The sequence below is a fragment of the Streptomyces sp. MZ04 genome, from assembly GCF_004684775.1.
Classification (GTDB): Bacteria; Actinomycetota; Actinomycetes; order Streptomycetales; family Streptomycetaceae; genus Streptomyces.
On record NZ_SRIC01000005.1, the window covers coordinates 23121 to 45043 of the forward strand.

25 protein-coding genes are annotated in these 21923 nt (G+C 69.4%); 23 read left to right on the forward strand and 2 right to left on the reverse strand.

What is annotated here, in order from left to right:
- Positions 1 to 61: 61 nt before the first annotated feature.
- The 5 genes from E2651_RS02425 (at position 62) to E2651_RS02445 (ending at position 2849) form a co-directional block, all read left to right on the forward strand.
- Positions 62 to 658, forward strand: a complete 597-nt coding sequence (locus E2651_RS02425) for an N-6 DNA methylase (RefSeq protein ID WP_135329273.1) — start codon at positions 62 to 64, stop codon at positions 656 to 658.
- A gap of 82 nt (positions 659 to 740) precedes the next feature.
- A complete protein-coding gene (locus E2651_RS02430) occupies positions 741 to 1016 on the forward strand; it encodes a hypothetical protein (RefSeq protein ID WP_135329274.1) in 276 nt (91 codons plus the stop codon).
- A gap of 134 nt (positions 1017 to 1150) precedes the next feature.
- Positions 1151 to 1990: a DUF4007 family protein gene (locus E2651_RS02435; RefSeq protein WP_245238517.1), complete on the forward strand. Its 840-nt coding sequence runs from the start codon at positions 1151 to 1153 to the stop codon at positions 1988 to 1990.
- A gap of 26 nt (positions 1991 to 2016) precedes the next feature.
- Positions 2017 to 2202 carry a hypothetical protein gene (locus E2651_RS02440; RefSeq protein ID WP_135329275.1) on the forward strand — a complete coding sequence of 62 codons (186 nt, stop codon included), beginning with the start codon at positions 2017 to 2019 and terminating at the stop codon, positions 2200 to 2202.
- Between the two features lie 161 nt (positions 2203 to 2363).
- Complete coding sequence (locus E2651_RS02445) at positions 2364 to 2849, forward strand: hypothetical protein (protein WP_135329276.1); 486 nt, start codon at positions 2364 to 2366, stop codon at positions 2847 to 2849.
- An 807-nt stretch (positions 2850 to 3656) separates the two neighbouring features.
- Here E2651_RS02445 and E2651_RS43635 read toward each other — a convergent pair.
- Positions 3657 to 3824: a hypothetical protein gene (locus E2651_RS43635; protein ID WP_167828665.1), complete on the reverse strand. Its 168-nt coding sequence runs from the start codon at positions 3822 to 3824 to the stop codon at positions 3657 to 3659.
- Positions 3824 to 3973, reverse strand: a complete 150-nt coding sequence (locus E2651_RS43640; RefSeq protein ID WP_167828666.1) for a hypothetical protein — start codon at positions 3971 to 3973, stop codon at positions 3824 to 3826. Before E2651_RS43640 ends, E2651_RS43635 begins: the two co-directional genes overlap by 1 nt.
- Before the next feature lie 429 nt (positions 3974 to 4402).
- On the opposite strand from E2651_RS43640, the gene E2651_RS02455 reads away from it, so the two are divergent.
- From E2651_RS02455 to E2651_RS02540, 18 genes are all read left to right on the forward strand, one after another.
- Positions 4403 to 5296: a hypothetical protein gene (locus tag E2651_RS02455; RefSeq protein ID WP_135329325.1), complete on the forward strand. Its 894-nt coding sequence runs from the start codon at positions 4403 to 4405 to the stop codon at positions 5294 to 5296.
- 262 nt (positions 5297 to 5558) lie between these two features.
- Positions 5559 to 5933 carry a hypothetical protein gene (locus E2651_RS02460; RefSeq protein ID WP_135329278.1) on the forward strand — a complete coding sequence of 125 codons (375 nt, stop codon included), beginning with the start codon at positions 5559 to 5561 and terminating at the stop codon, positions 5931 to 5933.
- Between the two features lie 49 nt (positions 5934 to 5982).
- On the forward strand, positions 5983 to 6534 hold the full coding sequence (locus tag E2651_RS02465) for a hypothetical protein (RefSeq protein ID WP_135329279.1): 552 nt from the start codon (positions 5983 to 5985) through the stop codon (positions 6532 to 6534).
- Positions 6535 to 6572: 38 nt separating this feature from the next.
- Positions 6573 to 7190 carry a hypothetical protein gene (locus E2651_RS02470; protein ID WP_245238518.1) on the forward strand — a complete coding sequence of 206 codons (618 nt, stop codon included), beginning with the start codon at positions 6573 to 6575 and terminating at the stop codon, positions 7188 to 7190.
- A gap of 475 nt (positions 7191 to 7665) precedes the next feature.
- On the forward strand, positions 7666 to 9429 hold the full coding sequence (locus E2651_RS02475; RefSeq protein ID WP_245238519.1) for a hypothetical protein: 1764 nt from the start codon (positions 7666 to 7668) through the stop codon (positions 9427 to 9429).
- 439 nt (positions 9430 to 9868) lie between these two features.
- Positions 9869 to 10864 carry a hypothetical protein gene (locus tag E2651_RS02485; protein ID WP_245238520.1) on the forward strand — a complete coding sequence of 332 codons (996 nt, stop codon included), beginning with the start codon at positions 9869 to 9871 and terminating at the stop codon, positions 10862 to 10864.
- Positions 10865 to 10963: 99 nt separating this feature from the next.
- On the forward strand, positions 10964 to 11689 hold the full coding sequence (locus tag E2651_RS02490; protein ID WP_135329281.1) for an HNH endonuclease family protein: 726 nt from the start codon (positions 10964 to 10966) through the stop codon (positions 11687 to 11689).
- Positions 11686 to 12660 carry a hypothetical protein gene (locus E2651_RS44570; RefSeq protein WP_209446046.1) on the forward strand — a complete coding sequence of 325 codons (975 nt, stop codon included), beginning with the start codon at positions 11686 to 11688 and terminating at the stop codon, positions 12658 to 12660. The genes E2651_RS02490 and E2651_RS44570 overlap by 4 nt, the downstream gene beginning before the upstream one ends.
- Positions 12650 to 13087: a hypothetical protein gene (locus E2651_RS02495; protein ID WP_209446047.1), complete on the forward strand. Its 438-nt coding sequence runs from the start codon at positions 12650 to 12652 to the stop codon at positions 13085 to 13087. The genes E2651_RS44570 and E2651_RS02495 overlap by 11 nt, the downstream gene beginning before the upstream one ends.
- 110 nt (positions 13088 to 13197) lie before the next feature.
- Entirely contained in the window at positions 13198 to 13719 is a 522-nt protein-coding gene (locus E2651_RS02500) for an AAA family ATPase (protein ID WP_245238527.1), read from the forward strand.
- The gene (locus E2651_RS02505) at positions 13716 to 14384 is read left to right on the forward strand and encodes a 2'-5' RNA ligase family protein (RefSeq protein WP_135329283.1); all 669 of its coding nucleotides are present in this window, start codon (positions 13716 to 13718) and stop codon (positions 14382 to 14384) included. The genes E2651_RS02500 and E2651_RS02505 overlap by 4 nt, the downstream gene beginning before the upstream one ends.
- A 1030-nt stretch (positions 14385 to 15414) precedes the next feature.
- A complete protein-coding gene (locus E2651_RS02510; RefSeq protein ID WP_135329284.1) occupies positions 15415 to 16008 on the forward strand; it encodes a hypothetical protein in 594 nt (197 codons plus the stop codon).
- A gap of 275 nt (positions 16009 to 16283) precedes the next feature.
- Positions 16284 to 16976, forward strand: coding sequence for an ATP-binding protein (locus E2651_RS02515; protein ID WP_245238521.1), 693 nt, complete (start codon positions 16284 to 16286; stop codon positions 16974 to 16976).
- 20 nt (positions 16977 to 16996) lie between these two features.
- Entirely contained in the window at positions 16997 to 17686 is a 690-nt protein-coding gene (locus tag E2651_RS02520) for an SAF domain-containing protein (RefSeq protein ID WP_135329286.1), read from the forward strand.
- Entirely contained in the window at positions 17686 to 18507 is an 822-nt protein-coding gene (locus tag E2651_RS02525) for a hypothetical protein (RefSeq protein WP_135329287.1), read from the forward strand. The genes E2651_RS02520 and E2651_RS02525 overlap by 1 nt, the downstream gene beginning before the upstream one ends.
- Before the next feature lie 179 nt (positions 18508 to 18686).
- On the forward strand, positions 18687 to 20072 hold the full coding sequence (locus E2651_RS02530) for a CpaF/VirB11 family protein (protein WP_245238522.1): 1386 nt from the start codon (positions 18687 to 18689) through the stop codon (positions 20070 to 20072).
- Positions 20069 to 20998 (forward strand): type II secretion system F family protein, encoded by a 930-nt coding sequence (locus E2651_RS02535; protein ID WP_135329289.1) that lies wholly within the window; start codon positions 20069 to 20071, stop codon positions 20996 to 20998. The genes E2651_RS02530 and E2651_RS02535 overlap by 4 nt, the downstream gene beginning before the upstream one ends.
- Positions 20995 to 21897 carry a type II secretion system F family protein gene (locus E2651_RS02540; protein ID WP_135329290.1) on the forward strand — a complete coding sequence of 301 codons (903 nt, stop codon included), beginning with the start codon at positions 20995 to 20997 and terminating at the stop codon, positions 21895 to 21897. The genes E2651_RS02535 and E2651_RS02540 overlap by 4 nt, the downstream gene beginning before the upstream one ends.
- Positions 21898 to 21923: the final 26 nt, after the last annotated feature.

Here is a 21923-nt window from a genome sequence, read left to right on the forward strand (position 1 = left end):
GCCACTCTTCGCCTGGATGCGAGAAGGCCTCAACTCCACGCATCTGAACGGTGTTGTGGCCGTGACGAAGGCGGCGCTGCGCCACGGCGTGCTCCATCACACGGGAGACAGCGACCCCGCGGAGCGGTCGCACATCGACCTGATGTCCTGGGTGATTACGGGCCTGAGGCATCGTCAGTCCCGGCGCGCCCTGGGCGAGTATCACACCCCTCCCGACATCAGCGACTTGATCAGCGCAATGCTGGCGGCCGATCGCCGGCCGCAGGCGGACGCGTTCCTCGAGCCGACGGCCGGCACCGGTGGCATGGTCCGCTCCGCGGCCCAGGACCTGCGTCGCGAAGGTCAGGATCCGTCCGACTTCCCCTGGGTCATGCTCGAACTCGACCCGCTGTCGGCTGCCGGAGCGGCCGTGAACGTGCACGTTTGGGGCCTGGGCCCGCGCGCGGTCGCCGCAAGCGGCGATGTCCTTGCCGACGGCGACCTGGACCAGCAGGCGCGCGCCCACCGACGCGACATGGCCCGGCACCGGGACCTGCTCGTCGAGCTGATCGGCTTCGCCATCGCCACCCGCACCTCTGATCAACTCCTGCGCTCGCTCTTGGCGCAGCAGCCGAACGCCCACCGCCGGACCGATGACCGGCCGACCGGAGCTACCTGATGCCCGAGATCCACGACCACGCCGACAGCCAACTCGTCGCCCTGGCCCTTCGAGAGGTTCTGCCGGCCCCAGCCGCACCCGCGTGTGCACACTGACCTGCGGATTCCCCGACTTCGACGACCAGTTGTTCTGGAACGTCGACATGGAAACGCGTTCCTACGAACTCGCCCTCGTTCCGGACGGGACCGACCTCCGGGCCGTCCACCTGACCAGCAGGCCACACTCCGGTGACGACACCATCTGGTCGACCACCTTCCTCGTCCGCGACACCTCGACTGGCTGGGCGCAGTCTCTCGCACAGCTCGTCGCCCGCCTGCCCCTCGCCGACCGAAGCCCTCTCGCGCTCTCCGGCAAATGAGGACCGAAGGATGCCCGTGCAGAACCAGACCCCCTTGGCCGGATGCCTGCCAGCCTTCGGCCGACACCGCGGCTACCCGCCCCGCTACGGGGCTCCGCAAGGTCCACCTCGCCCTCCTACAGGATCCGCACGCCATGCATCGGCCCGACGCAACGGTCGTGCTCGGCGTCGGCAAGAGCATGCTCCCCGCCATGAGCTTCTGGTCCCAGGCCTTCGGGCTGGCCAGCCGTGAGGGCCATGCCCTCGTTCCCACAGCCCGGGCCCGCTGGCTCCTGGACGACGAGCACGGGGCGGACCCCTTCCTCGAACTCGACACCAGTCTGTGGCTGCTGCACTGGTGGCTGCTGAGCGCCTCGCCCTGCCACGTGCCCAGCTGGCGCTACCTGTTCGGGTACGCGCCGGTGAGCCGCTACAGCCGCGCCGAGCTGCACGGGCGCCTCACGGCCGCCACCGACACCGCCGACTGGAAGCCACCGGCGCCCTCCGTGCTCGCCTCCGACATCGCCTGCATCGTCAGCATGTACGCAGCTGGCGACCGGACGACGACGAACCTCGAAGACGAGCTTTCCAACCCCTTCCGCACCCTGCGCCTGGTCGCACCGGAGCCCTCTGCCGGCAGCACACAGGACCGCAGTCACCTCGTGACAGTCCACCGAGGAGCAGGACAGCTCTGCCCCAACGTCATCCAGGCGTACGCCAGCTTGGACTACGCCGCCCGCACCGCCGGCCCCCAGCCCGGCTCCATCAGCCTCACCAAGCTCGCTTCCGCACCTCTCGGGCCAGGCCGTCTCCTACTCACCCGCACCGAGGAGCTTCGCCGCGCCCTGCACCAGATCGCCGCACAGCATCCGGACCTGGCAGTCGTCCACTCAGCCGACGGCGAAGAACTGCTGGCCTTCCCCTCTCGCCCGGACCACCTGGCCGGACGTCTCCTGGAGGGCGCCTACCCCGCCTGCCGACCAGCCAGCAGGTGATGAGACGACACCAGGGCGTTGCATACGTGCCGCAACCGGAGTTCGTCGGCACGGTGATCGCCTGCACCCGGAACGGGAACTACATGGCTCGGGACCCGGAGCACGGCACCGCCAAGGACTACGACGCTCGACGGGAGTTGCACAAGCTGGACACGACCCCAGCCGCCGAGCAGCACCTGGCGTCCAGCGGTGCCGAACGACCCGACGGGTGAGTCCTCCTGCAGGTTGCGCCTGTGCCCGACGACGCCAAGTGCCGCCCGTCCTTGAACCCTTGATCGTGCCGCCCGCGCGGCGCAGCCCCTCGTCTGCGTGTCGAGGCCGCAGGGACCACTGTTACGTTGGCATGTCCCGTCCCATGGTCAGAGGAGATGTTGTGCGTAAGGTTCATGCGATGGCGGCCGTGGTCCTGGCCGGGCTCGTACTCAGCGGCTGCGGGGCCGACAGCGACGAGCCGCAGAAGCCCGGCAGCACCCGCACAGCCTCGGCTGACGCCAAGCAGAGCCCTACCCCGAAAGCGTCGGCTCAGGGCACGATGATCGAGCGGGCGACCGGCTCCTGGACCACCATCTCCAAGAAGAGGACCGCCACTTCCCTGGAAACGGTAACCATCGAGGACGGCCAGGTCACCGCCAAGGGCGGCAAGCTCGACTGCTCGGGCACACTCAAGCCGCGCACGAAGGGCGGCAAGGAGTCGCCGACACTGGCCCTGTCGTGCAAGGGCGGCAGCGACGGCGGACGAGGCCTGGGAACCCTCTACCTCATGGACAAGGAGACGAACGATGACGCGCTCGCCTTCGACTGGGAGGGCCCCGAGGGCGGCTGGGGCGGGCCGGTCGACTCCTTCCGCCGGGACCACTGACGCCTCTCGGGCCACCGGCGGCTGAACCTGCACAGCCGGACGGGCGGGCGGAGTTTTGCGGGGCGACTGCGATCCAGATGTCCGGGCTGCCGGGTCCCCACCCGCGCTCAGCAGCCCACTCCGTAATGACGTCGGGACTCTCAACGCCCAGCGGGCCGGGCTCAGTGACGGGCGCGGTGGGCGCCTCGCCGAGCATGACGGACCAGACAACGCTCATGGCTGCTTCCAGGGAGCGATGCGGCGGACGGTGGGATTCCACCGTCCGTTGTGCTCATTCAGGGGCCGATGATGGGTCCCGATGTAGAACCCCGCTCGGGGCCATCGACCTGTTGCATCACGGATCGCGACGTTAAAGCTCACACTCAGGTTCGCCGGGAAGCGGCGAGCCGGTGCTCTTGGCGGTCATCGCCACAGTGGGGCAGTACGTCCACTAGGACGTACTGCCCCACAAGTACGCCCGGGAGCAAGGGCCCGCTGACTATGCAGCGAGCCTGGCCTCTACCAACGCGACCGGGATCGTGAACTGCTGCGGCGGGCCTGGCTCTGGCAGGAGCTGGGCCCGCCGTTGTACGCGAGAGTTCAACCCTCAAGAACCATGCGGGTCTCTCGCCCATTCACCATACCGCGCTCACCCGAGGTGGAGGATGGCTGTCGTTGTTCGCATGAGGAAGGCCTACACATGGCGGACCTGCTGTTTCCGGGCATGCCGGATCTGCGGCTCAGTGTGCCGGGCCACCACTGGACGAGGGTGGCGCCGAGGATGCAGACGCCGACGGTGACACCTCCGAGGGGCACGTAGGTCATGAGTCAGTGGCTCCAGATGGCCACGACGAACGTGGTGGCGACGGTGAGGACCGCGGCGGTGCGCACCGCGGGCAGCACGTAGCGACCGAGGTCGTGTTCGGGAGCGCAGGCGGCGAGGCCGAGCAGAGCGAGGGTCACAAGCAGCGGGAAGATGAGGGCTCCGAGGACCATCACGTGGCCCCCATCCGTAGGTAAGGGTTGACGGTCTCCGCCTTCGCGTTGACGTCGGCCACCTTGTAGACGAAGACGTACGCCAGCGCCTTGTCCGGATCCGTGATTCCGGCGGCCTTGGTGGTTCGGACCGCGTCCTTCACGGTCATCGGACCCGTGGGCGGTGGCCCAGACGACAGCGACGGCGACCTCAGCCCGGTCTCTGCGTCTCTGCAGCACGTATCGTTGCTTAATCACAATTCGCCGTGTACTTTAATTGTCGATGGTGCGGGTACGGAGCCTACGACTCTCCCCCGCTTCACGCCCATTACCGCAGTCAGCTCCCGCCGCGAGCCACCCAGCACCGAGCCGGGCGAGCCACCTGGTTGCCCACGCCCCGCCAGCTCACAGAACAAAGGACTTGAAGCCCAATGACTCCACCTCGCTTCGACACCGGCCTTGCCGAGGAGCAGTTGCTTGCGGCGCTGCACAACGGCATCCACACAACTCAACGGTCCACCGATTCATGCACGGCGGACGCCATCACCGACTTCCTGATTCAGCAGCTCAGGGCCGGGCTCCTCCAAGGGGCGACCACCATGGCGGAGACCGAGCACGAGACGGCACGCCGCGACTTGCGCCGCGAAGTCGCCGGAACCATCGGCCTGTTGGCCGACGAAGAGGACTTCGCGGCCATGCGCCGATATCGCACCTTCACCTTCGGCGACCACCAGGCGTATCTCCGCCAGGCCGAAGGCCTGCTCAGAACGCTCGCATCCCAAGGCAGGCACACCGCCGTCGCCCTCTTCGACCCCGAGGAGTACGCGGAGTTCTGCGCGGAGAGCGGCCTGGAACCTGACACCCCGGATAGCCGCACCCGCTTCACCGCCGAACTGGCATCCACCGGCACCACGGTCCCCTACGAGGGACAACCCCTCGCAGAACTTCTCCCCGACCTCATCGACGAGGCGGTCCGCCAGGCCACATGGGAGTACGCGACGACGCTCCTTGCCCGTATCGGCGACTGCGCAATCTGCGGAGAGGACATCGGCAGAGCAGCCTTTCGGCGGGCATCACACCTGGTCACGCGGGCCATCGAGACGCCAGGGCCCGGCCCCCGGCACCTGGTCTGCAGCGTCCCCTCCGGCCCCGAGACGCTCCTCGCCGCATTGCACGTCGGGTGCGACTCGGAGGGCAACCCCCAAGTGGACGAGACCGAAACCCTGGAATTCACCACGGTCCTCGCCGTCGCCATCGCCACCCACAGCAGCGCAGGCCTGGTGATGCGCACGAGCGCCGACGGCACGCCTGACCATGTCCAGGGCTGGCGCCTGCACGGCGAGCGCCTGCTGCCCCTCACTGCGGCCGAAGTCTTCGACGCTTACTGCACCCACGCCGTCTCGGGCGAACTGATCGCCCCCGAACCAGGTATCGAATACCGCCCGGCGCCGGTCCTGGACGACAGCGAGCCAGAAGACGGACACCAGCACTGAAGCGCCAGAGGAGGGGCGCCCCACCGCTTCACGTCCGGCGCCCCTCGCGCGAGACGCCGGATGTGAAGCCCAGGTGGAACGAACCCGTCCAGGGAAGCTCGCCGCCGAGACGAGCAGAGCACCTGCCCATCCCCCCTGGCGACGCCGCCCCTGCCGGTCGTCCGGCGGGTCCGACGGGCTCACCGGACGTACGCAGGGTCGAGGTCTTGCCTCCCATGTCCGCGGCGTTGGTCGCCGCCTGATCCCACTGAGAAGGCCTGACATGAAGCTGCTCGTTCCCGCCCTCGACTGCAACTACCGCATGTCGAATGCGGATTACTCCTGGACCGATCCCGGTGAGATCCTCACCATCGGCACCAACGACGACTTCGTTGGCCTCGACTCCGGCCGGTTCACGACCCTCGGCCGCGTCACCGACGTCAACGTCACCCGCGCCCAGGTCCGCCAGAAGATCACGGATTACCTCACCCGCACCGGCTGGTACGAGCCGGGGCGCGAGCGGCAGAGCACCGAAACGCGCAAGCGCATGGGAGAAGTCTTCGGCCTGGCACGCGGGTTCGACGTCGGCACCGTCATCGAACTTCACCAGGGCAGACCTCGCCCCATCACCGATCCCGCAGACCGCGCCGCGCCCTGACCCATCGCCGCACCCCATCCCCCTCCAACACCCAGAAAGAGCAACCCCCTTGGACACCACGGCCCCCAGCCCCACGACCCAGCAGATCTGGTACCTGGCCACCCTCGGACACGACGCGCTGCTGCAGGCGCTTGCTCCGCTCCGCCTGCCGACCTCCGTCACGTACGACCCGCTGAGCCTTGCGGCTCGGGTCGTCGCCGCCGACCCAAACCGCCACTCCGACTTTCACCGCACCGGGCAGGCAGTCCTGCGGCCGCTGTTCGAGGCCACGACGTTCTCCGTCATAGTCACTGACGATTTCGGCCCTATGGAGGTCACCGGCGTCGTGCCGGTGATCGGCGAGCACACGGTGGACAACCTGACGGGCCAGTACGCCGAGCTGCTCCTGTTCGATACGAGCGGCCCCAGCGCCGCCTTCCGCCTCTCGAAGATGCCCGGCGACAAGACCTGGATCATCGACACCGACTTCCAGCCCAGCGGACACCCCAGGACGCAACAGCCCTTCGGCTCTTCACGCCTCGGCCGCAAGCGCACCGTGCGCCCCCCGCTCATCTCCGCGCTCAACCGCCTCGCCGCGCAGGCGGACGGGCACGCAACGTGACGCTGTACGGCATCCCGCCCGCTGGCTTCCGCCGCTTCATGGCACCCGAGAGCGGGCGGAAGCACGCGCACGCCATCGCCGCGCACGTCTGGTGGGTGTCCCACCGCGGAGGTTCGGGCGACAGGGCCATCACAGTCGGCACGCTGGCCGGTCTCGCCCTCGCGGCGCCGAGCCGGCCGGACGGACCCGACTACGGGCCGCTGCTGATCCACCTGAGCGACGAAGGCCTCCTGGACACGCTCAGGGCGGGATGGAACACCTTCCGGACCTACGATCCCGACCTCGCGGAAGCCGCCCGCCCGCTGCACGACTGGCTCTCCGCACCGACCGCGAACGACGTCCGCGGCCTGGCCGACTACGCTCGCGTCCTCGTGCGGGCGGGCCTGCTGGAGTACTGCAGCGATCCGGCCCGTGCCGAGTCGGACGACATCCTCGGCCTGATGATCACACGGATGCGCACCTACGCCGAGCGGCAGAGCACCGGCGAGTTCTTCACCCCCGCGATCATCGCCGACAACGTCGGCGAGGCCCTCTTCACCACGAACCGACAGCCCGGCGACCTTCTCCTCGAGCCCGCCGCCGGAACCGGCACGATGGCCCGGGCCGCCGCCGCAGCCCTGCGGTTGCATGGCATGGATCCCGCCAGCTACCACTGATGGCTCAACGACATCGCCCCCCTCAGCTCGGCCGCCTGCTGCGCCGTCAATGCCCAGCTCTGGGGCTCGGCCGACAGATCACCGTCTCCTACGGCGACGCCTTGAACCGCCCCAGGCTGCTGGAGGAGCCGGTGCAGCGGCGCGCCGAGCGGGCGATCGACGAGCTAAAGGACAACCCGGTGCTCTACCCCACACGGACTCGATCCCCGTTCTGGCCAGTCTGACTCCCACTCAGCAGACGAAACGGCCCTGGTGACCTGGTGCTCTTCCGGCGGCCCGTACGGCATCGCAGGCAGCCCGCCCCCGGACGGGGCTGCTTCGCGGGCGACTCCCACCCAAGAGTGCGTTGCACATTCATTCTTCAGTATGTACTTTAACTGCATGGTCCGGGGTGTCCCCGAAACCCCTCCTCACCCCCCTTCTCTCGCGCGAGGTCGTCATGTTTTCGCATCTTCCCCGGGTAACGGACTCCGACGTGCTGCCCCGCACCGTCGCTGCCTCCACACGCCGCCAGGAGCCTGTCGGAGAGATCAGCGTCATCACCAAGGACCAACTCGCGCTGTACCGAGCTCTCCACGCCGCAGCCGCCGAAGCGGTGCACTCGTGGGAAGCCCCGGGCCCGGGACCAGCCAGCTCGGTCCTCGCCGAAGTACTCGACGGCGTCCAGGCGTTCATCGACCAGTCCAAGGTGCTGAACGCCGCTCAGAGCATCATCGACCAGTCCGCGCAGATGAGCGTCTTCTACCAGGCGTACGCGCACCTGGCGAATGCCGCCATCAACGACGTGCACATGGAGGACGAGGCGCTAGCCGTATCCGGATCGGTCAGCGGGCCGGGCACCTCGCTCCTGCGCCGACTGCTGCGCTTCGCGACCCGTAACGTCCCACCGGAGACGGTCCAGGAGTTCATCAGCCAGTTCCTCGAGATCGCGGATGAGGAATACGTCCGCGCAACCCTGGCTCAGCTGGCGTGCATCGAGTGGCAGATCGATCCGCAGGACGCCTACCAACTGGTGTACTTGGACAGCGGCGAAGGGGTGATCGACGACGGCCAGGCGCGGGCGAGCAAGTTCCGCTTCGTGTTCGGCTTGGCGGCCGAGCCCGAGTACGTTCCCCGCCCGGCCCTCACCGACAACGGCAACTGCGACTGGGAGAAGCCAACTTGGCACCGAATCCGTGACTGGCGCCGCCGCTACGCGGCAGCCCACTCCCGGAACGTCGACTGGGCCATGGCCAAAGCGGAGGTTTACCGCCAGGGCCGCGAGCCGCTGGCACCCTACTGGCACCCCGACGGCCTGGAGGCGGCGGTCGCAACCCAGCTGCAACACGAGGCGGAACGGGCCGCGTCCGCGCGTCTGAGTCACATCACCGACTCCGTCGCCCAGATGGCTCTGCGCCGCGTACAGCGGCGCGCCAGCAAGGAAACGACCCCCTTCGACCCGCGCCACCTCCCCTCCGCACGGGGCATGATGCTCCTCGACACCCCCTTCGCGCTGCCCAACGGTCGCCGCATCGTCGGCTACGTGTGGGGGCCTTGGTCTCCGTCCGAGAAGGAGGGCTGGGCACGGGCCCTCGGGACTGACTGGGAGCTGGAGCGGCTGAAGGTCCCGCAGGGCGACGCCGTCTGGACCTGGGTCACTCCGCTCACGTGCGACCAGTCGCTGCTGTCTCTGCCCTTCTCGCCCTACGACACGCTGCTGCTGCGCCCGGGGGACACACTGGAGCCGGAAACCCGGCTGCGCGACCCGGAGAACGCCGACCGCTACCAGGAAGGGGCAGGACGCCGGGGCCGCAACGAGCTGATGACCCGGCATGTGCGCAGCCTGTGGGAACTGCTGACCCAGCACAAGCGGTCATCCGTACGGATTCTCGCCGAAGAGACCCACGCGGCCAGACCACGCGACCAGCGCTCGGACCGGCGCCGGGGCATCACCGACTCCGGCCAGGTGACGACCGTCTGGGTCGACCCGGACGCGGGCGCGCGCTACCGGGCACAGCGGCGCAGCGAGGGCGGGTCCGGCTACAAGCTGAAGGTGAGGTACTGGCGGGACGAGCACGAGCGTCAGCAGTGCCCCAACTCCCACCAGCACGCGGCCCGCCAGACTGCGGGCGGCTGCTCGCATGACGAGATCACCATTCCGGAGCACGTCGTGGGACCCGCCGGGGCACCGTGGTCCGACCGGATGCAGCGCGCCCGGAGCCGACGAGGTGCCCAGCCCCACAGCAACGCGGGCGCGTAGCTCCCGTTGCACCCAGTCCGGCCGGGCAGCACGCCTGCCCGGCCCTCGGCCCCGGTCCCTTGGGGCCCGCCTTCGCCAGTTCCGTCCATCCGAGGAGAGCCATGCCCTCGAAGCCCTCCGCAACGGCTGGGGTGCTGACCTGACGGACGACCAGCTCGACCAGTGCGCGGCGGACGCTGAGCGCCATCCCCTCTCCAACACGTCGCGCGCCGCCGTCGCACCGCGCTGCCTCCCGGCCACCCGCTTCGGATCCGTGTCGGTGACCAGGAGTACTTCCTCGACCCCGTCCCCATCACGCTGTGACCTGACCGTCCGCAGGGTCCGAGCACCCTGCAATGGGCGGAACTGGCGCTGCCTGCAGCGGCGTTCGGCCCCGGCCGACAGCGTTTTGGCAGGATCCCCGTCGCCCAAGAACTCAGACCTGACGCCAGGGGGAACCATGCCCATGTCCACGCAGCTGCGCCGACTCCTGCCCACCGCGCTCCTCGCCGCATCCGTCCTGATCTCCGGCTGCGCCACCAGCGACGGCACAGCCGGGCCCGCGGGGCGCCCTGCCGACAACAGCGCCTCCCCGGCCCGGCCTTCGGCCGCCGCGAAGCTGCCGAAGGGCATCGTGCGCCCGGGAACGCAGCAGCCGGTCGGTGACGGTTCCTGGACCGTGACGCTGCGGCGCCTCGAGCGGCTGTCGGCAGGAACGGTCCCGGAGGTCCCTGCCGGATCGAGCGCCTACCGGGTCCGGATCACCGTGACGAATGAGCGGCCCCAGGTCGCAACGGCACCGCGGATCGCCGTGACCGCTCGCTACGGGCATCTCGGTCGCCAGGCCACCGAGGTGAAGACCGCCGCGACTGCCGCCTCACCCGGGGCAGATGAGCCCGTGCGTATCCGGCCGAACGGTTCCGCCGACCTGGACGTGCGGCTGGCCTTTCCCGATCGGGCCCAGGGTCGGCAGGTCACCGTGACGGTGGAGGCGACACCCGAAGGGCTCGCCGAGCCGGAGCTGCTGTTCTTCGAAAGTGCCCTGCAGGGCCGGCCGGCCACATCACCTCAGGCACAGGGATCCCGCGATGCCGAAGGCCGGCAGGGCCTCACGCCTCTGGGGCAGTGGAACGCCGGGCTGCGCCTGTCGAGCGTCTCCGTCACCGGCCATGGCGCATCCCGCAGCGCACGCCTGGAGGTGAGCGTGGCGAACCGCACCGGCGCGCCGATGCCCGGTCTCGGCACCACGCTGCGCGTTCTGACTGGCCGAGATCTCCACCTGGCCACGACCGTCCGCCCGGTGTACGGCTACCACGACGCCGCCATCGCCCCGCACCACTGCGCCACCCAGGCCGTCGTCTTCCGCATTCCCGAGTCCGCCGTCGGCGGCCCGGTGACCATCGAGGCCGTCAGCGCGGACGGCTCCCGCGTCACCTTTGAGGGCCAACTCGGCTGATCTCTCAAAGGAATTCCGGTCGGAGTGTCACACCGCCGCGCTGCCCGACACCTATAGCAAGTGACCGTGCCGCTCCTTCGACCTGAACAGGAACTCGCCATGGCCCATCGCCTCCCCGCCGCCGGCTTCGTGCTCGCCGGCGCGCTGGCCTCCTCCGCCTGCGGCCCACTGACCGCCCCGCACTCCAGCGCCGAGGCGGCGCCCGCGCACGGAGCGGCCACAGGGACATCCCCAACTCTGGCCCAGTTGGAGGAACTGCCGGTGCGCTCCCCCAGTTCCCTTGCCGACTACAGCCGCGAGAGCTTCGGGCCGACCTGGAGCGACGAGGGCACCGTCGGGCTGTCCCGCAACCACTGCCCGACCCGACAGGACATCCTGGCCCGGGACCTGGCCGAGGCGGTGCGGGCCAAGGACCACTGCACCGTCATCTCCGGCGTTCTGCACGACCGGTACACCGGCAAGACCATCCGCTTCCAGCGCGGCCCGCGTACCTCCCTGGCGGTGCAGATCGACCACATCGTGCCCCTGGCACTCGCCTGGCAGTCCGGAGCTCGCAAGCTGAGCGCCGGGCAACGGCTGAACCTTGCCAACGACCCCGAGAACCTCGTGGCGAGCGATGGTCCGACGAACGCGGGCAAGGGTGCCAAGGACGCCTCCATGTGGCTGCCGCCGCGCGGCGACGCCCACTGCTGGTACGCGTCCGCGCAGGTGCGGGTGAAGGCCAAGTACCGGTTGTCGGTGTCCTCGGCGGAGAAGACGGCGATCCGTACGGCGCTACAGTCCTGCCCGGCCTCCGGCCAGGACAAGGTGGGAGCGGCCCGGTGACGCAGCAGCTCGCAGCCCAGCCGATGCCCTTCGGCGGCGACGAACAGCGATGGAACCACGCCGTGCGGGACACGGCGCGACGCCTGCACTCCGAACCGGTGGACACGGACCTGGTGGTGCGTGAACGGACGCGCCAGGGGTGGCTGCGCTGGGAGGTGGTCGCCGACGAACGGTCCCATCTCCACGGTCGGCTGCGGGAGGCTGGGGTCTTCCCGCCCGTGCAGGGCCGTGGCTGGCTGTGGCTCTGCAAGACGGTGTGGGGACGCCAGCCGCCCACGTACATCTGGGACTTCGCAGGCCAGGAACTGCCGCGCCCCATCCCCATGGGCCGGGCAGTCGTCTTCACCGCCGTCACCCTGGCCGCTCTCGGACCCGCGATGGCGATGCTGCCCGCCATGACTCGGCTGCTCACGGCCGGAGTCGTCGGCGCCGTCGCAGCAGCCGGGCTTCCTGCAGCCACACGACACGCGACCAGACGGCGGGTGCGCGTGGTGGGCAAAGAAGAGGTGCACGCGCCGGTCTTCTTCCGGATTCTGACTGGCGCACAGCAGCTGCATGTTCTCGCCCTGCGCAGTGAACGGCCCGAGCTGGCACGAGCGGTGGCGATGCTGCCCGGGCTGTTGTGGGACGCGGCCGGCCTGGTCGCCCTCGCCGAGGACAACGCCGAGGCCCGGCAACACCTCCTCGGCTACGAGGAAGCGCTGACGCTGCTCCTCGAGCAGGGCATCGAGGTGGAGCGCCAGGAGGAAGCCGTCGAATCCGCGATCCGTGAGCAACCTGCGCTCCTGGCGCCCGGTGCCGACGCGGCCGCGCTGCCGGACCAGCTGATGCCTCGATCCGTGCTCGACGAGGCACGGCGGGAGCTGGAGGAGCTGGGCCACGGGCTGCGTCACGCCCGCGGAGTCCTGCGCGGCGCATCCAACAACGAGACAGGCGACAGCACTCGGAAGGGAGACGGACATGCGCGGTGATCACACACAGGCCCAGCAGCCCCGGTGGCGGGAACAACACCCGGAGGTCTTCGCGGAACTCAAGCGCACCTACGGGGTGCTCGGGCACAGCTGCGTTCTTATGGTGCTCAGCCTGAGCCTGATCGGAACGGCGCTGACCATCGGGTTTCTGCATCCGTCGGAGTGGCTGGAGCGGACGGTGCGCCTCGTCGCGAGCTTTGCGGCGGTCTGCTGCGGCCTGGTCGCCCTGGGGCGGCTGCTGCGCGCGCTGTGGCGGACGCTGCGGGCCGCCCTGCGCACGCGTCGCCGGGCACCGCAGCTCTCGACACCTCCCTCGCGACCTCCGCACCGCGCCCTTCGCAAGGCGAAGGGCCGCACCGAAGCCCGTGCCCGCAACAGAGGCATCCGTCCGCAGCCTGATCGCGGCCGCCAGAAGACGCACCGGTGACCTCCACACGTGCTGAGCCGGCCTGCCGTTCCGGCGGTCGTATCGAAAGCATCCCCGACCAAACCCCGCTGCCCGCTCTCGAATTCCACAAGGAGTCACCCGTGACCACGATGGACACTCCCGTCACCATGATCCCGCGCAGCTACCTCCCCCTGGCCGAGGGAACCCTCGCCGTGCTGGTCGGCATCCCCGGCTGCGGCAAGTCGACCTTCACCCGCCAGTACCCGTCCAGCTGGCGGGTGTGCCTGGATGAATTCCGCCTCGCAGCAACTGACGATATGACGGATCAGTCAGCCACACCGGTTGCCGCCCAGATCCAGAACCTGCTCCTGGAGGCGCGCCTCGCCCGCGGCCGGACCACCGTGGCAGACAGCGCCAACATCCACCCGCACGTCCGTGCCGGGCTGCTGGCCCGCGCCCGCTACTGGCAGCGCCCCATCGTGGCGGTCCTGTTCGACGTGCCGCTCGCCACGGCCCAGGCGCAGAATGCCGCCCGCGCGCGCGTCGTGCCCAGCCACGTGCTGCACGACCTCAACGCCATGATGCCCACCGCCGACCAGCTGCGCGCCGAGGGCTTCACCGCCGTGCACCTCGCCTCCGAGCTCGCCCATGCCGCCGGGGGTGCCAGGTGACGACGGTCGTGAACAACTTCTTCCACACGGTGGAGTCCCGCCGGCACGCCTGGCCTGTGCGACGCGCCGACCTGCACTGGCACCTGCTTTTCGACGAACAGGTCGTGCGCGATGCGCTGGTGGAGCCGTACCGGGCGATAACCCACCGTCCCGGTCTGGCCCCGGTCCCGGCGCGCTGGGCGCACTGCACAGTTCTCCATGGCGGGCCCGTCGACCAGTACCGCGACGGCGAGATCACCGAGATCACAGAGCGGGTCGCCAAGGAGTGCCAGAACCAGATGATCCTCTCCTTCGACCTCGCCTTCGACCGGCCCAGCGTCGGCACGGTGGCCCTGGAATGCTCGGCCCGCCCCGGCGAACCCGCCCGTCGGCTGTGGGAACTGACAGCCCGCGTCGACGCGGAGGTCACCGGCGGCCGCTTCCCTTTGACGCCCGCCGTGTACGCCCCGCACGTCTCGATCGCCTACGGCACCGCCGGTCCCATCCGGGCTGACCGGCGTGAACTGAAGGCGGCGCTGTCCGACCAGCCCGGTGAGCCGGTCGTCCTGCGCGCCACCCGCCTGTGTCTGGTCGCCCAGTCGCACAACCGGCGGCACATTACCTGGGACTCACTCGCCGAGATCGCTCTGCCGCGGGCCGATTCCTCAACTGCGGTCGCCGGATGATCAGTTGGCCCCGCAGGCCCGTCGCACCCCCTTAAGTATGCGAGGCGTGTTTCACCGCTTCCGGATGCCACGGGTTGCATGGAGGGCGGCGTGATGTCGCCCACACACCTCGCCCGGCGGGCTCCGCGGAGTGCGGTGGATGACTTTGCGGAAGTGAGCACGGGAAGGCGCCCCGTAATCGCTTCAATACCGTTGAAATCAGGTGCTGATGACGGGTCAGGCTCGACGACGGCAGCGGCGTGGCGAGGAGCCTACACCTGGCCATCAAGCCCACAAGCGGGGGCATTTCACGCTATGCGTATCAGTGAAGAACAGATTGGACATTGGTTACCAATGGCCAGATCGTGGTTGCAGATCTTCCTTGACGCAACGAAACGACCATGGAAGATTCGGACACGATATCGCTTGGATTCATGCGCCAATCAAGTGCAAATCTCGCGGAGACCAAAGGGCAAACGGGGTGGGGTGACGATGGGCGTCCTTTCAGCCATGGATGCGGTCGGGCACACCCTTGAAGACGTGCCCGCCCGCTGGTCCGGGTTTCCGCTCCCAATTGCACAGCGAATGCTGCCGCGCCCCTTCGTGGTGGACCCGGGCCCGGGTCCACCACCCCACGGTGCCGCTCGCCCGGCCTTCGAAGCCGGCGGCACAGCACTGTGTGCACGGTCCAGTGGAACCCCCGAAGCCTCCTCGGCAGGCGGCCATCGCTCACCTCGGCGCCGCCTCCCCGGACTGGGTGGGAATTTGGCGGAGGCGCTCCGGCCTGTGCGCACCCTAAACGGCCCTGGCTACCGCACAGTTCAAAGCGCACCTCGCGCAACAGAACCTGCGGAGCAGTACCGCACGCCCCCCATGCGCACGCAATACGGCGGTGGCGGGAATTCAGCGGTTCTGCCGCGGCGAACACCCCCGGACGGCACGGCGCACACGGCCCGGGGCAGCGGCTCCTACCTGCAGTAGGTACGAGGAATCCCGGCAGCAGCAACAAACCACAGACTCCGACGAACACTCCACCGAGGGGGATATGCCAGTGTCAGTTCCGATGATCGCGGCCGGTGCGTACCGTCGCCCGCGTCAGCTCGCCATCGCAGCCGCGTGCACCGCCGTGGCCGTGACGCTGGCCGGCTGCAGCAGTGATGGCGACGCCAAGGACAAGTCCTCGCCCACCGTGGCGCCGTCGAAGACGACCGATCCCAAGGCCACGGCGGAGCAGAAGGCCCAGAAGGCTGTCACGGCCGCCTACCGCGGGTACTGGGACGCGCAGATCAAGGCGTACGCGAAGGCGGATCCTAAGGGCAGCGGCTTGGACAAGTACGCCTTCGACCGGGCCTACAGCAAGACCTTCGCGGAACTGGCCACGATGAAGGGCGCGGGCAACGTCCTGAAGGGACAGCCCCGCATCTCTCCCGAAGAGCCCGAGGTCAACCTCGACAAGTCGCCGCAGGAAGCGACGCTGAAGGACTGCGTGGACGTCTCCGGCTGGAAGCTGCAGAAGGAGAAGTCGGGCAAGGAAGTTCCGCTGCCCAAGAAGCGGCTGACACGGTTCGTGACGAAGGTGTCTGCCCGGACGGTGGGCGACAAGTGGATGATCATCAATGTCGACCAGACGGACCTCAAATGCTGAGGCTCCGGGCCGCCGCGATCCTTTCGGCCTGTGCCTCGGCAGCCGCGCTCCTTGTGTCCGCGCCGCCCGCGGTCGCCGGCGACGGGGACACGGATGTGGGCGCGTGCCAATCCCAGTGGATCTGTGCCGGTGTTGAGGTACCAGGCGAAAGCCACCAGGGGACGGGAGGCGGCGGGAACAGCAAGCCCGTCGGCGGGGGAGGCAGTGGTGGAGGCGGTGGCAAGCCCACCAAGGGCTGTGCTGCGGGCGATGAGAAGAGCGCGTCGAAGCCGTCTGTGCCCTGTAGTTACGGCGGCAACAAGTTCGACGAGCGCAGCAAGTGCTACTACGGCAAGCCCGGCGTCCAGCCGCCCAAGTCCGACCCGGTCTGGAAGGGGCACAAGAACGGCGCGATCTATCTGCGCGCGTGCATGGACGGCAGCGGGGGGCTCCCCGGTATGGGACAGACCGACTTCTTCTGGTCGGCGACCGACCCGCTGGCCGCCGCGCAGGGCCCCACGGCTGAAGAGCTCGCCCAGCAGGCGCTGAGCAAAATGCGGCTCGACGGCGCAAAGATCGGCCAGGCCCCGCGGGCCGGGAGCAAGGGGCTGATCGGCATGCCGGTCTGGATGTGGACGGAAGAGACGCCCAACACCTGGGGGCCGCTCTCCACCACCGCTGCCGCGGGCGGCCTGTCCGTCACCGCCACCGCCGAGGTCAAGCACATCGCCTGGTCGATGGGGGATGGCCGCACGGTCACGTGCACCAAGCCCGGTACGCCCTACCGGCCCAGCTACGGCAAGAAGGACTCGCCCGACTGCGGTCACCGGTACACCAAGGTCCCCAAGAGCGGCACCTACAAGATCACCGCGACGACCACGTGGGAGATCGAGTGGGAGGCCACCAACGGAGAGACCGGCGCCCTGCCCAATGAGACCCGCCAGGCCCAGACCCAGGTGGCCGTCGGTGAACTCCAGGTCGTCAACTAGCCCACGAGGAATCGCGAACGATGCCGACGTTGAGTACGAAGAAGACCAAGGCGGCCGATGCCCCTGCGCCGCCGCAGGGGCCGCTGCCCATCACCCAGGACGCGCCGCGCCGGCGGCGCCGTCCGGCCGTGGTCGGGCTCGGCCTGGCCCTGACCGTGGTGGGTGCCCTCGGCAATGTGTACTGGTTCGACTCCGAGAGCGACCGGGTCAGTGTGATTGCCGTGGCCCGCGATGTGGCCGCCGGCGACGTCATCCAGGCCTCAGATCTGGCTTCCGCCGAGATGGCCCCGGATGCCGCCCTCTCCCCCGTTCCTGTGTCCCGGCAGAGCGACATCGTCGGCAAGACCGCGGTCGCGGACCTGAGCAAGGGAGCCCTGGTCACCGACCGTTCGGTGCGTGTCGGCAGCGACGTGGCCCGGGGTAAGGACACCGTCGGTATCCAGGCCAAGCCCGGCCAGCTGCCGGCCCGCCCTCTGCACGCGAACGAGAAGGTGCTGCTCGTCCACGCCTCTCCGGAAGGTGATGCAGAGGGCCGCAAGGGTCAGTCCAGCACGCCGGACACGATCGACGCGGTGGTCTCCCGCGTGGGCGCGCCGGACGCCAACGGCGCCCGCGTGGTCGACGTCGCCGTCGCGGGCACGGACAGCCCTACGGTCGCCACCTGGTCGGCCAGTGGCAGCGTCACCCTCGTGCTGAAGGCCGATGACTGATGGCCGTCCTCGCCCTGTGCTCCGGCAAGTCCTCCGGCGTGACCACCTCCGCCCTGGCCCTGGCCCTCTCCTCGCCCAAGCCGTCCCTGCTGGTGGAAGCCGATCCCGCCCGGGGCACGATCCGCGACGGCTATCTCGGCAGCGAGGGGAGTGCCGCGGTCGGCATGCACCGCCTGGCTGCGGCAGACCGGCAGGGCACCCTCGCCCTCGAACTTGAGCACCACTTCGTATCCCTCAGCCAGGAGCACAACGGCCAGCGGCTGCTGTTGCCCGGGCTGACCGATCCCTCTCAGGCCCCTTCGATGGCCCGCACCTGGGATCCGCTGGCCACGCTGCTCGGCGTGATGGACCAGGACGGCTACGACGTCATCATCGACGCCGGCCGGATCGCCTGTGAGTCCGAGACCCGCCTGAGCAACACCAACTACCCGGCGCCGCTGCTGCGGCGGGCCGACGCGGTGCTGCTGGTCGTGCGCAACACCCCGGCATCGGTCACCTCGGCCGCCCCCGCGGTGCGCATCCTGCGCGAGGAGCTCACCCACAACGGCACCGGCGCCGACGCCCTGGCCCTCCTGGTGATCGAGGAGGGCAGTCTGCCCTCCAGCTATCTCCAACAGCTGTTCCAGGTACCGGTGATCGGCATGCTCGCCTGGGACCCGGACACCGCGGACGTGCTGACCCATGGCCAGTACAAGAAGACCGCGCGCTCGCTGCTGCGCTCGGCGCGCACCGCGCACGGAACCATCAACGAGACGGTGACCCGCCGCCGGGTGCGGCTGCAGCCCGCCGGCACCCCTGAGGCGGCATGGAGGACCTCATGACCGACCAGAGCCCCAACTCCGTGCCCCGGCAGGTCCCCCTGGCCCAGCGATTCGCCCAGGCCCTGGAGCACCAGGCCGGCACGCCGGCCTCGCCCCCCGCTGCCCTGCAGAGGCCGGCTCCCGCGGCCGCGCCCACCCCCGCAGGGCCGCTCCACCCCACGCCCGCGGGACTGCTCCCGGTGGGGTACGAAGTCATCGCCGAATTGCGCCATCGCGCCAGCCTGAAGATAGGTCAGGCCAGCGCGGAAGATCCCACGATGACCGAACAGGACCGCCGCCAGCACGGCCAGAAGATCATCATTGAGACTGTCAGCGAGTGGGCCACCAAGTACGCGGCCACCGCCACACCGTTGAGCGCCGCTCAGGAAGCTCAGCTGACCCAGGCCGTGTACGACGAGCTGTTCCGTGCCGGCCGCCTGCAGCCGCTGCTGGACGACCCCACCGTCGAGAACATCATCATCCGCGGCGCCGACAACGTCCGCGTGGACTACGCCGACCGTCCTTCCAAGCAATGGGAGCCGATCGCCCCGAGCGACAAGGACCTGGTCGGTCTCGTCAATCACATCGCCCGCATGCAGGGGCAGGGGGAACGGGCGCTGACCCCGGCGACGCCCAACTTGAACATGCGCCTGAGCGACGGATCGCGGCTGGCGGCTTCCTACTGGGTCACCCCCGAGCCGCACGTGGTCATCCGCCGCCACCGCACCCGCGGCAAGAGCCTGGAAGACCTGACGGGCTGGGGCACCATCGACCCCTCCATGGCCAGCTTCCTCAGGGCTGCTGTCCGGGCCCGTAAGAACATCGTGGTCGTCGGCTCCCAGGGGGTGGGCAAGACTTCCCTCTTGCGCGCCATGGCCCGGGAGATCCCCTCCAACGAGCGCGTGGGCACGCTGGAGAGCGAGTACGAGCTCTACCTTCATGAGGACCCTGAGGGGCCTGAGGTGGTGCCCTTCGAAGGCCGCGAATCCAATGGCGAGCGGGGGCCGGACGGCAAACTCCAGGGGGAGCTGACGCTCACCGACCTGTTCCCGCAGCTGCTGCGCATGAGCCTGCGCCGCGTCATCGTCGGCGAGGTGCGAAGCCGGGAGATCGTTCCGATGTTGCACGCCATGAACGAGGGCGAGGGCGGCTCTATGTGCACCCTGCACGCGCGCAGCCCGCAGCTGGCCATCGAGCGTATGGCGACCCTGTGTCTGGAGGCCGGGATCGGCATGAGCGAGACCCTGGCCTACCGGCTCATCGCGCAGGCCATCAACCTGATCGTCTATGTGCGGCTCGTCGACGAGACCGAGCTGGTGGGGCCGGACGGACGGCCCGGACGGAAGCATCGTTTCGTCAGTCACATCATGGAGATCACTGGGATCGGCGAACACGGCCGGCCCTCCCACCAGATGGTCTTCGCCCCGCGCGATGACGAGCGCGGCCGCGAGCCTCGCGGCGTGCCGCACGGCAACATCAGCCAGGTGTGTCTGCAGGACCTGGTGCGTGCCGGGTTCGACCGCAGTGTCCTGCTGAATCCCCGGGGTTCCTGGACGCGTCCCCTGGAGACGGTGATGCCGGTATGACCCTGTCGGTCACCACCCTCTTCGGCGCGCTGACCGGTATCGCCGTCGTCGGCGGGCTGGCCCTGGCCGTGGCCGGCTGTGTCGGCTGGACGCCCAGTGGGACGGTGCAGCGGCGCAGCCGCACCGAGCAGAGACTGCGCATGCTGCTGAGCCGTGACTCCGCCGCGGCCAAGGCCTGGTGGGCTCGCGGCAGTGCGCGGATCGCGGCCGCGGCGGTGGGCGGACTGCTGGTGTGGCTCTTCACGTCCTGGCCGCTGGGCGGCCTGATGACCATGGCCGTCGTCCTCGGGCTCCCGTGGCTGTTCAACACCGGCTCCGGCGCCAAGGACGAAATCGCCCGACTCGAGGCGGTGGAGGAATGGGTGCGCCGCCTCAGTGACATCCACACCGTCGGGGTGAGCCTGGAGCAGAGCATCCAGCGCAGCCTGGAGACCGCTCCCCAGCCCATCCGCAACGAACTCACCCTGCTCGTCAGCCGCCTGACCGCCGGATGGCAGCCCCAGGATGCCTACCGGGCCCTGGCCGATGACCTCAACGACGCCACCGCCGACGAGGTCATCGCCCTGCTCATCCTCCACGTCCAGGACCGCGGCGCCGGCCTGAGCCGAGCGCTGCGCGACCTGGCCGCCGCCCTGCAGCACGAAGTCCTCATGCGCCGCGAGGTCGAGGCCGACCGGGAGAAGCCGCGCACCAACGACCGCTGGGTGACGATCTTCTGCCTGGCCATCGTCGGGATCTCGGTTGCCTCCGGCTCCTACGTCGAGCCGTTCAACACCGTCGTCGGCAACCTCGTCCTCGTCGGCCTCTGTGTCGGGTTCGTCCTCATCAAGATCTGGATGCAGCGCCTGGCCGTGCTCGAGCCCGCCCCCCGCTTCCTGTCCTCCGCGGACCACGGCGGCCCCAAGGTGAAGGAGCCTGCCGCGTGAGCGTGGATCCCATCGTCGTCATCTGCGGTGCCCTGATCGTGCTCGGCCTGGTCATCGCGGTGCGCGGACTGCTCCCCGGTCAGCCCGACCTGGCCGACGTCCTGGCACGGATGGACGCCAACCAACTGTCGAACCTGGAGCCGCAGCGCCACCTCGCCGCCCCACGCACCCCGCTGGACAAGGCGGGGGCGCTGCTGCTGCGCACCCTGGGCGAGGGCACCTTGCGCCTGCCGCGCCAGGAACTCGAACTCGTCGGCCGCAGCCCCGCGGCCCACGCGGGCCGCAAGCTGGGCCTGGCCCTGTACGGACTGCTGCTCCCGGTGCTCTGCGGCTACGGTGCCGCCCTGGCCGGAGTGGCGCTGCCCTTCGCCATCCCCGCAGTGGTCGGCGTCGCGCTGGCGGCATGCTTCTGGTTCGTCCCCGACCTGCAGCTCAAGCAGCAGGCCGTGGAGGCGAAGGAGGACTTCCGGTACGCCATCAAGGCCTACTTGCGCCTCGTGCAGCTGGAGCGGGCCGCCGACGCCGCCCCCACCCAGGCTCTCAAGCGGGCCGCCGAGGTGGGCGAGGGCTGGGTTTTCATGCGGATCCGCGACACCATCACCCGCTCCGAACTCGAAGGCATCAGCCCCTGGGAGGGCCTCAAGCGGCTCTCGGTCGAGCTCGATGTCCCCGAGCTCGGCACCCCCGCGGACATCATCGCCATCGCCGGCGAGGAGGGAGCCGCGGTCGGCGACAGCCTCGGCGCCCAGGCCACCTCGCTGTCAGGAGCGCTGGTCACCGCAGCCAAGGCCCAGGCCAACAAGGCCTCGGAAAAGATGGTCATGCCCGTGGCCGCACTCGTGCTGCTCATGACCGTCTACATCGGCTATCCGGCGCTGTCCCGGATCATGGCCAGCTGAAATCCCATACAAGAGAAAAGGAAATC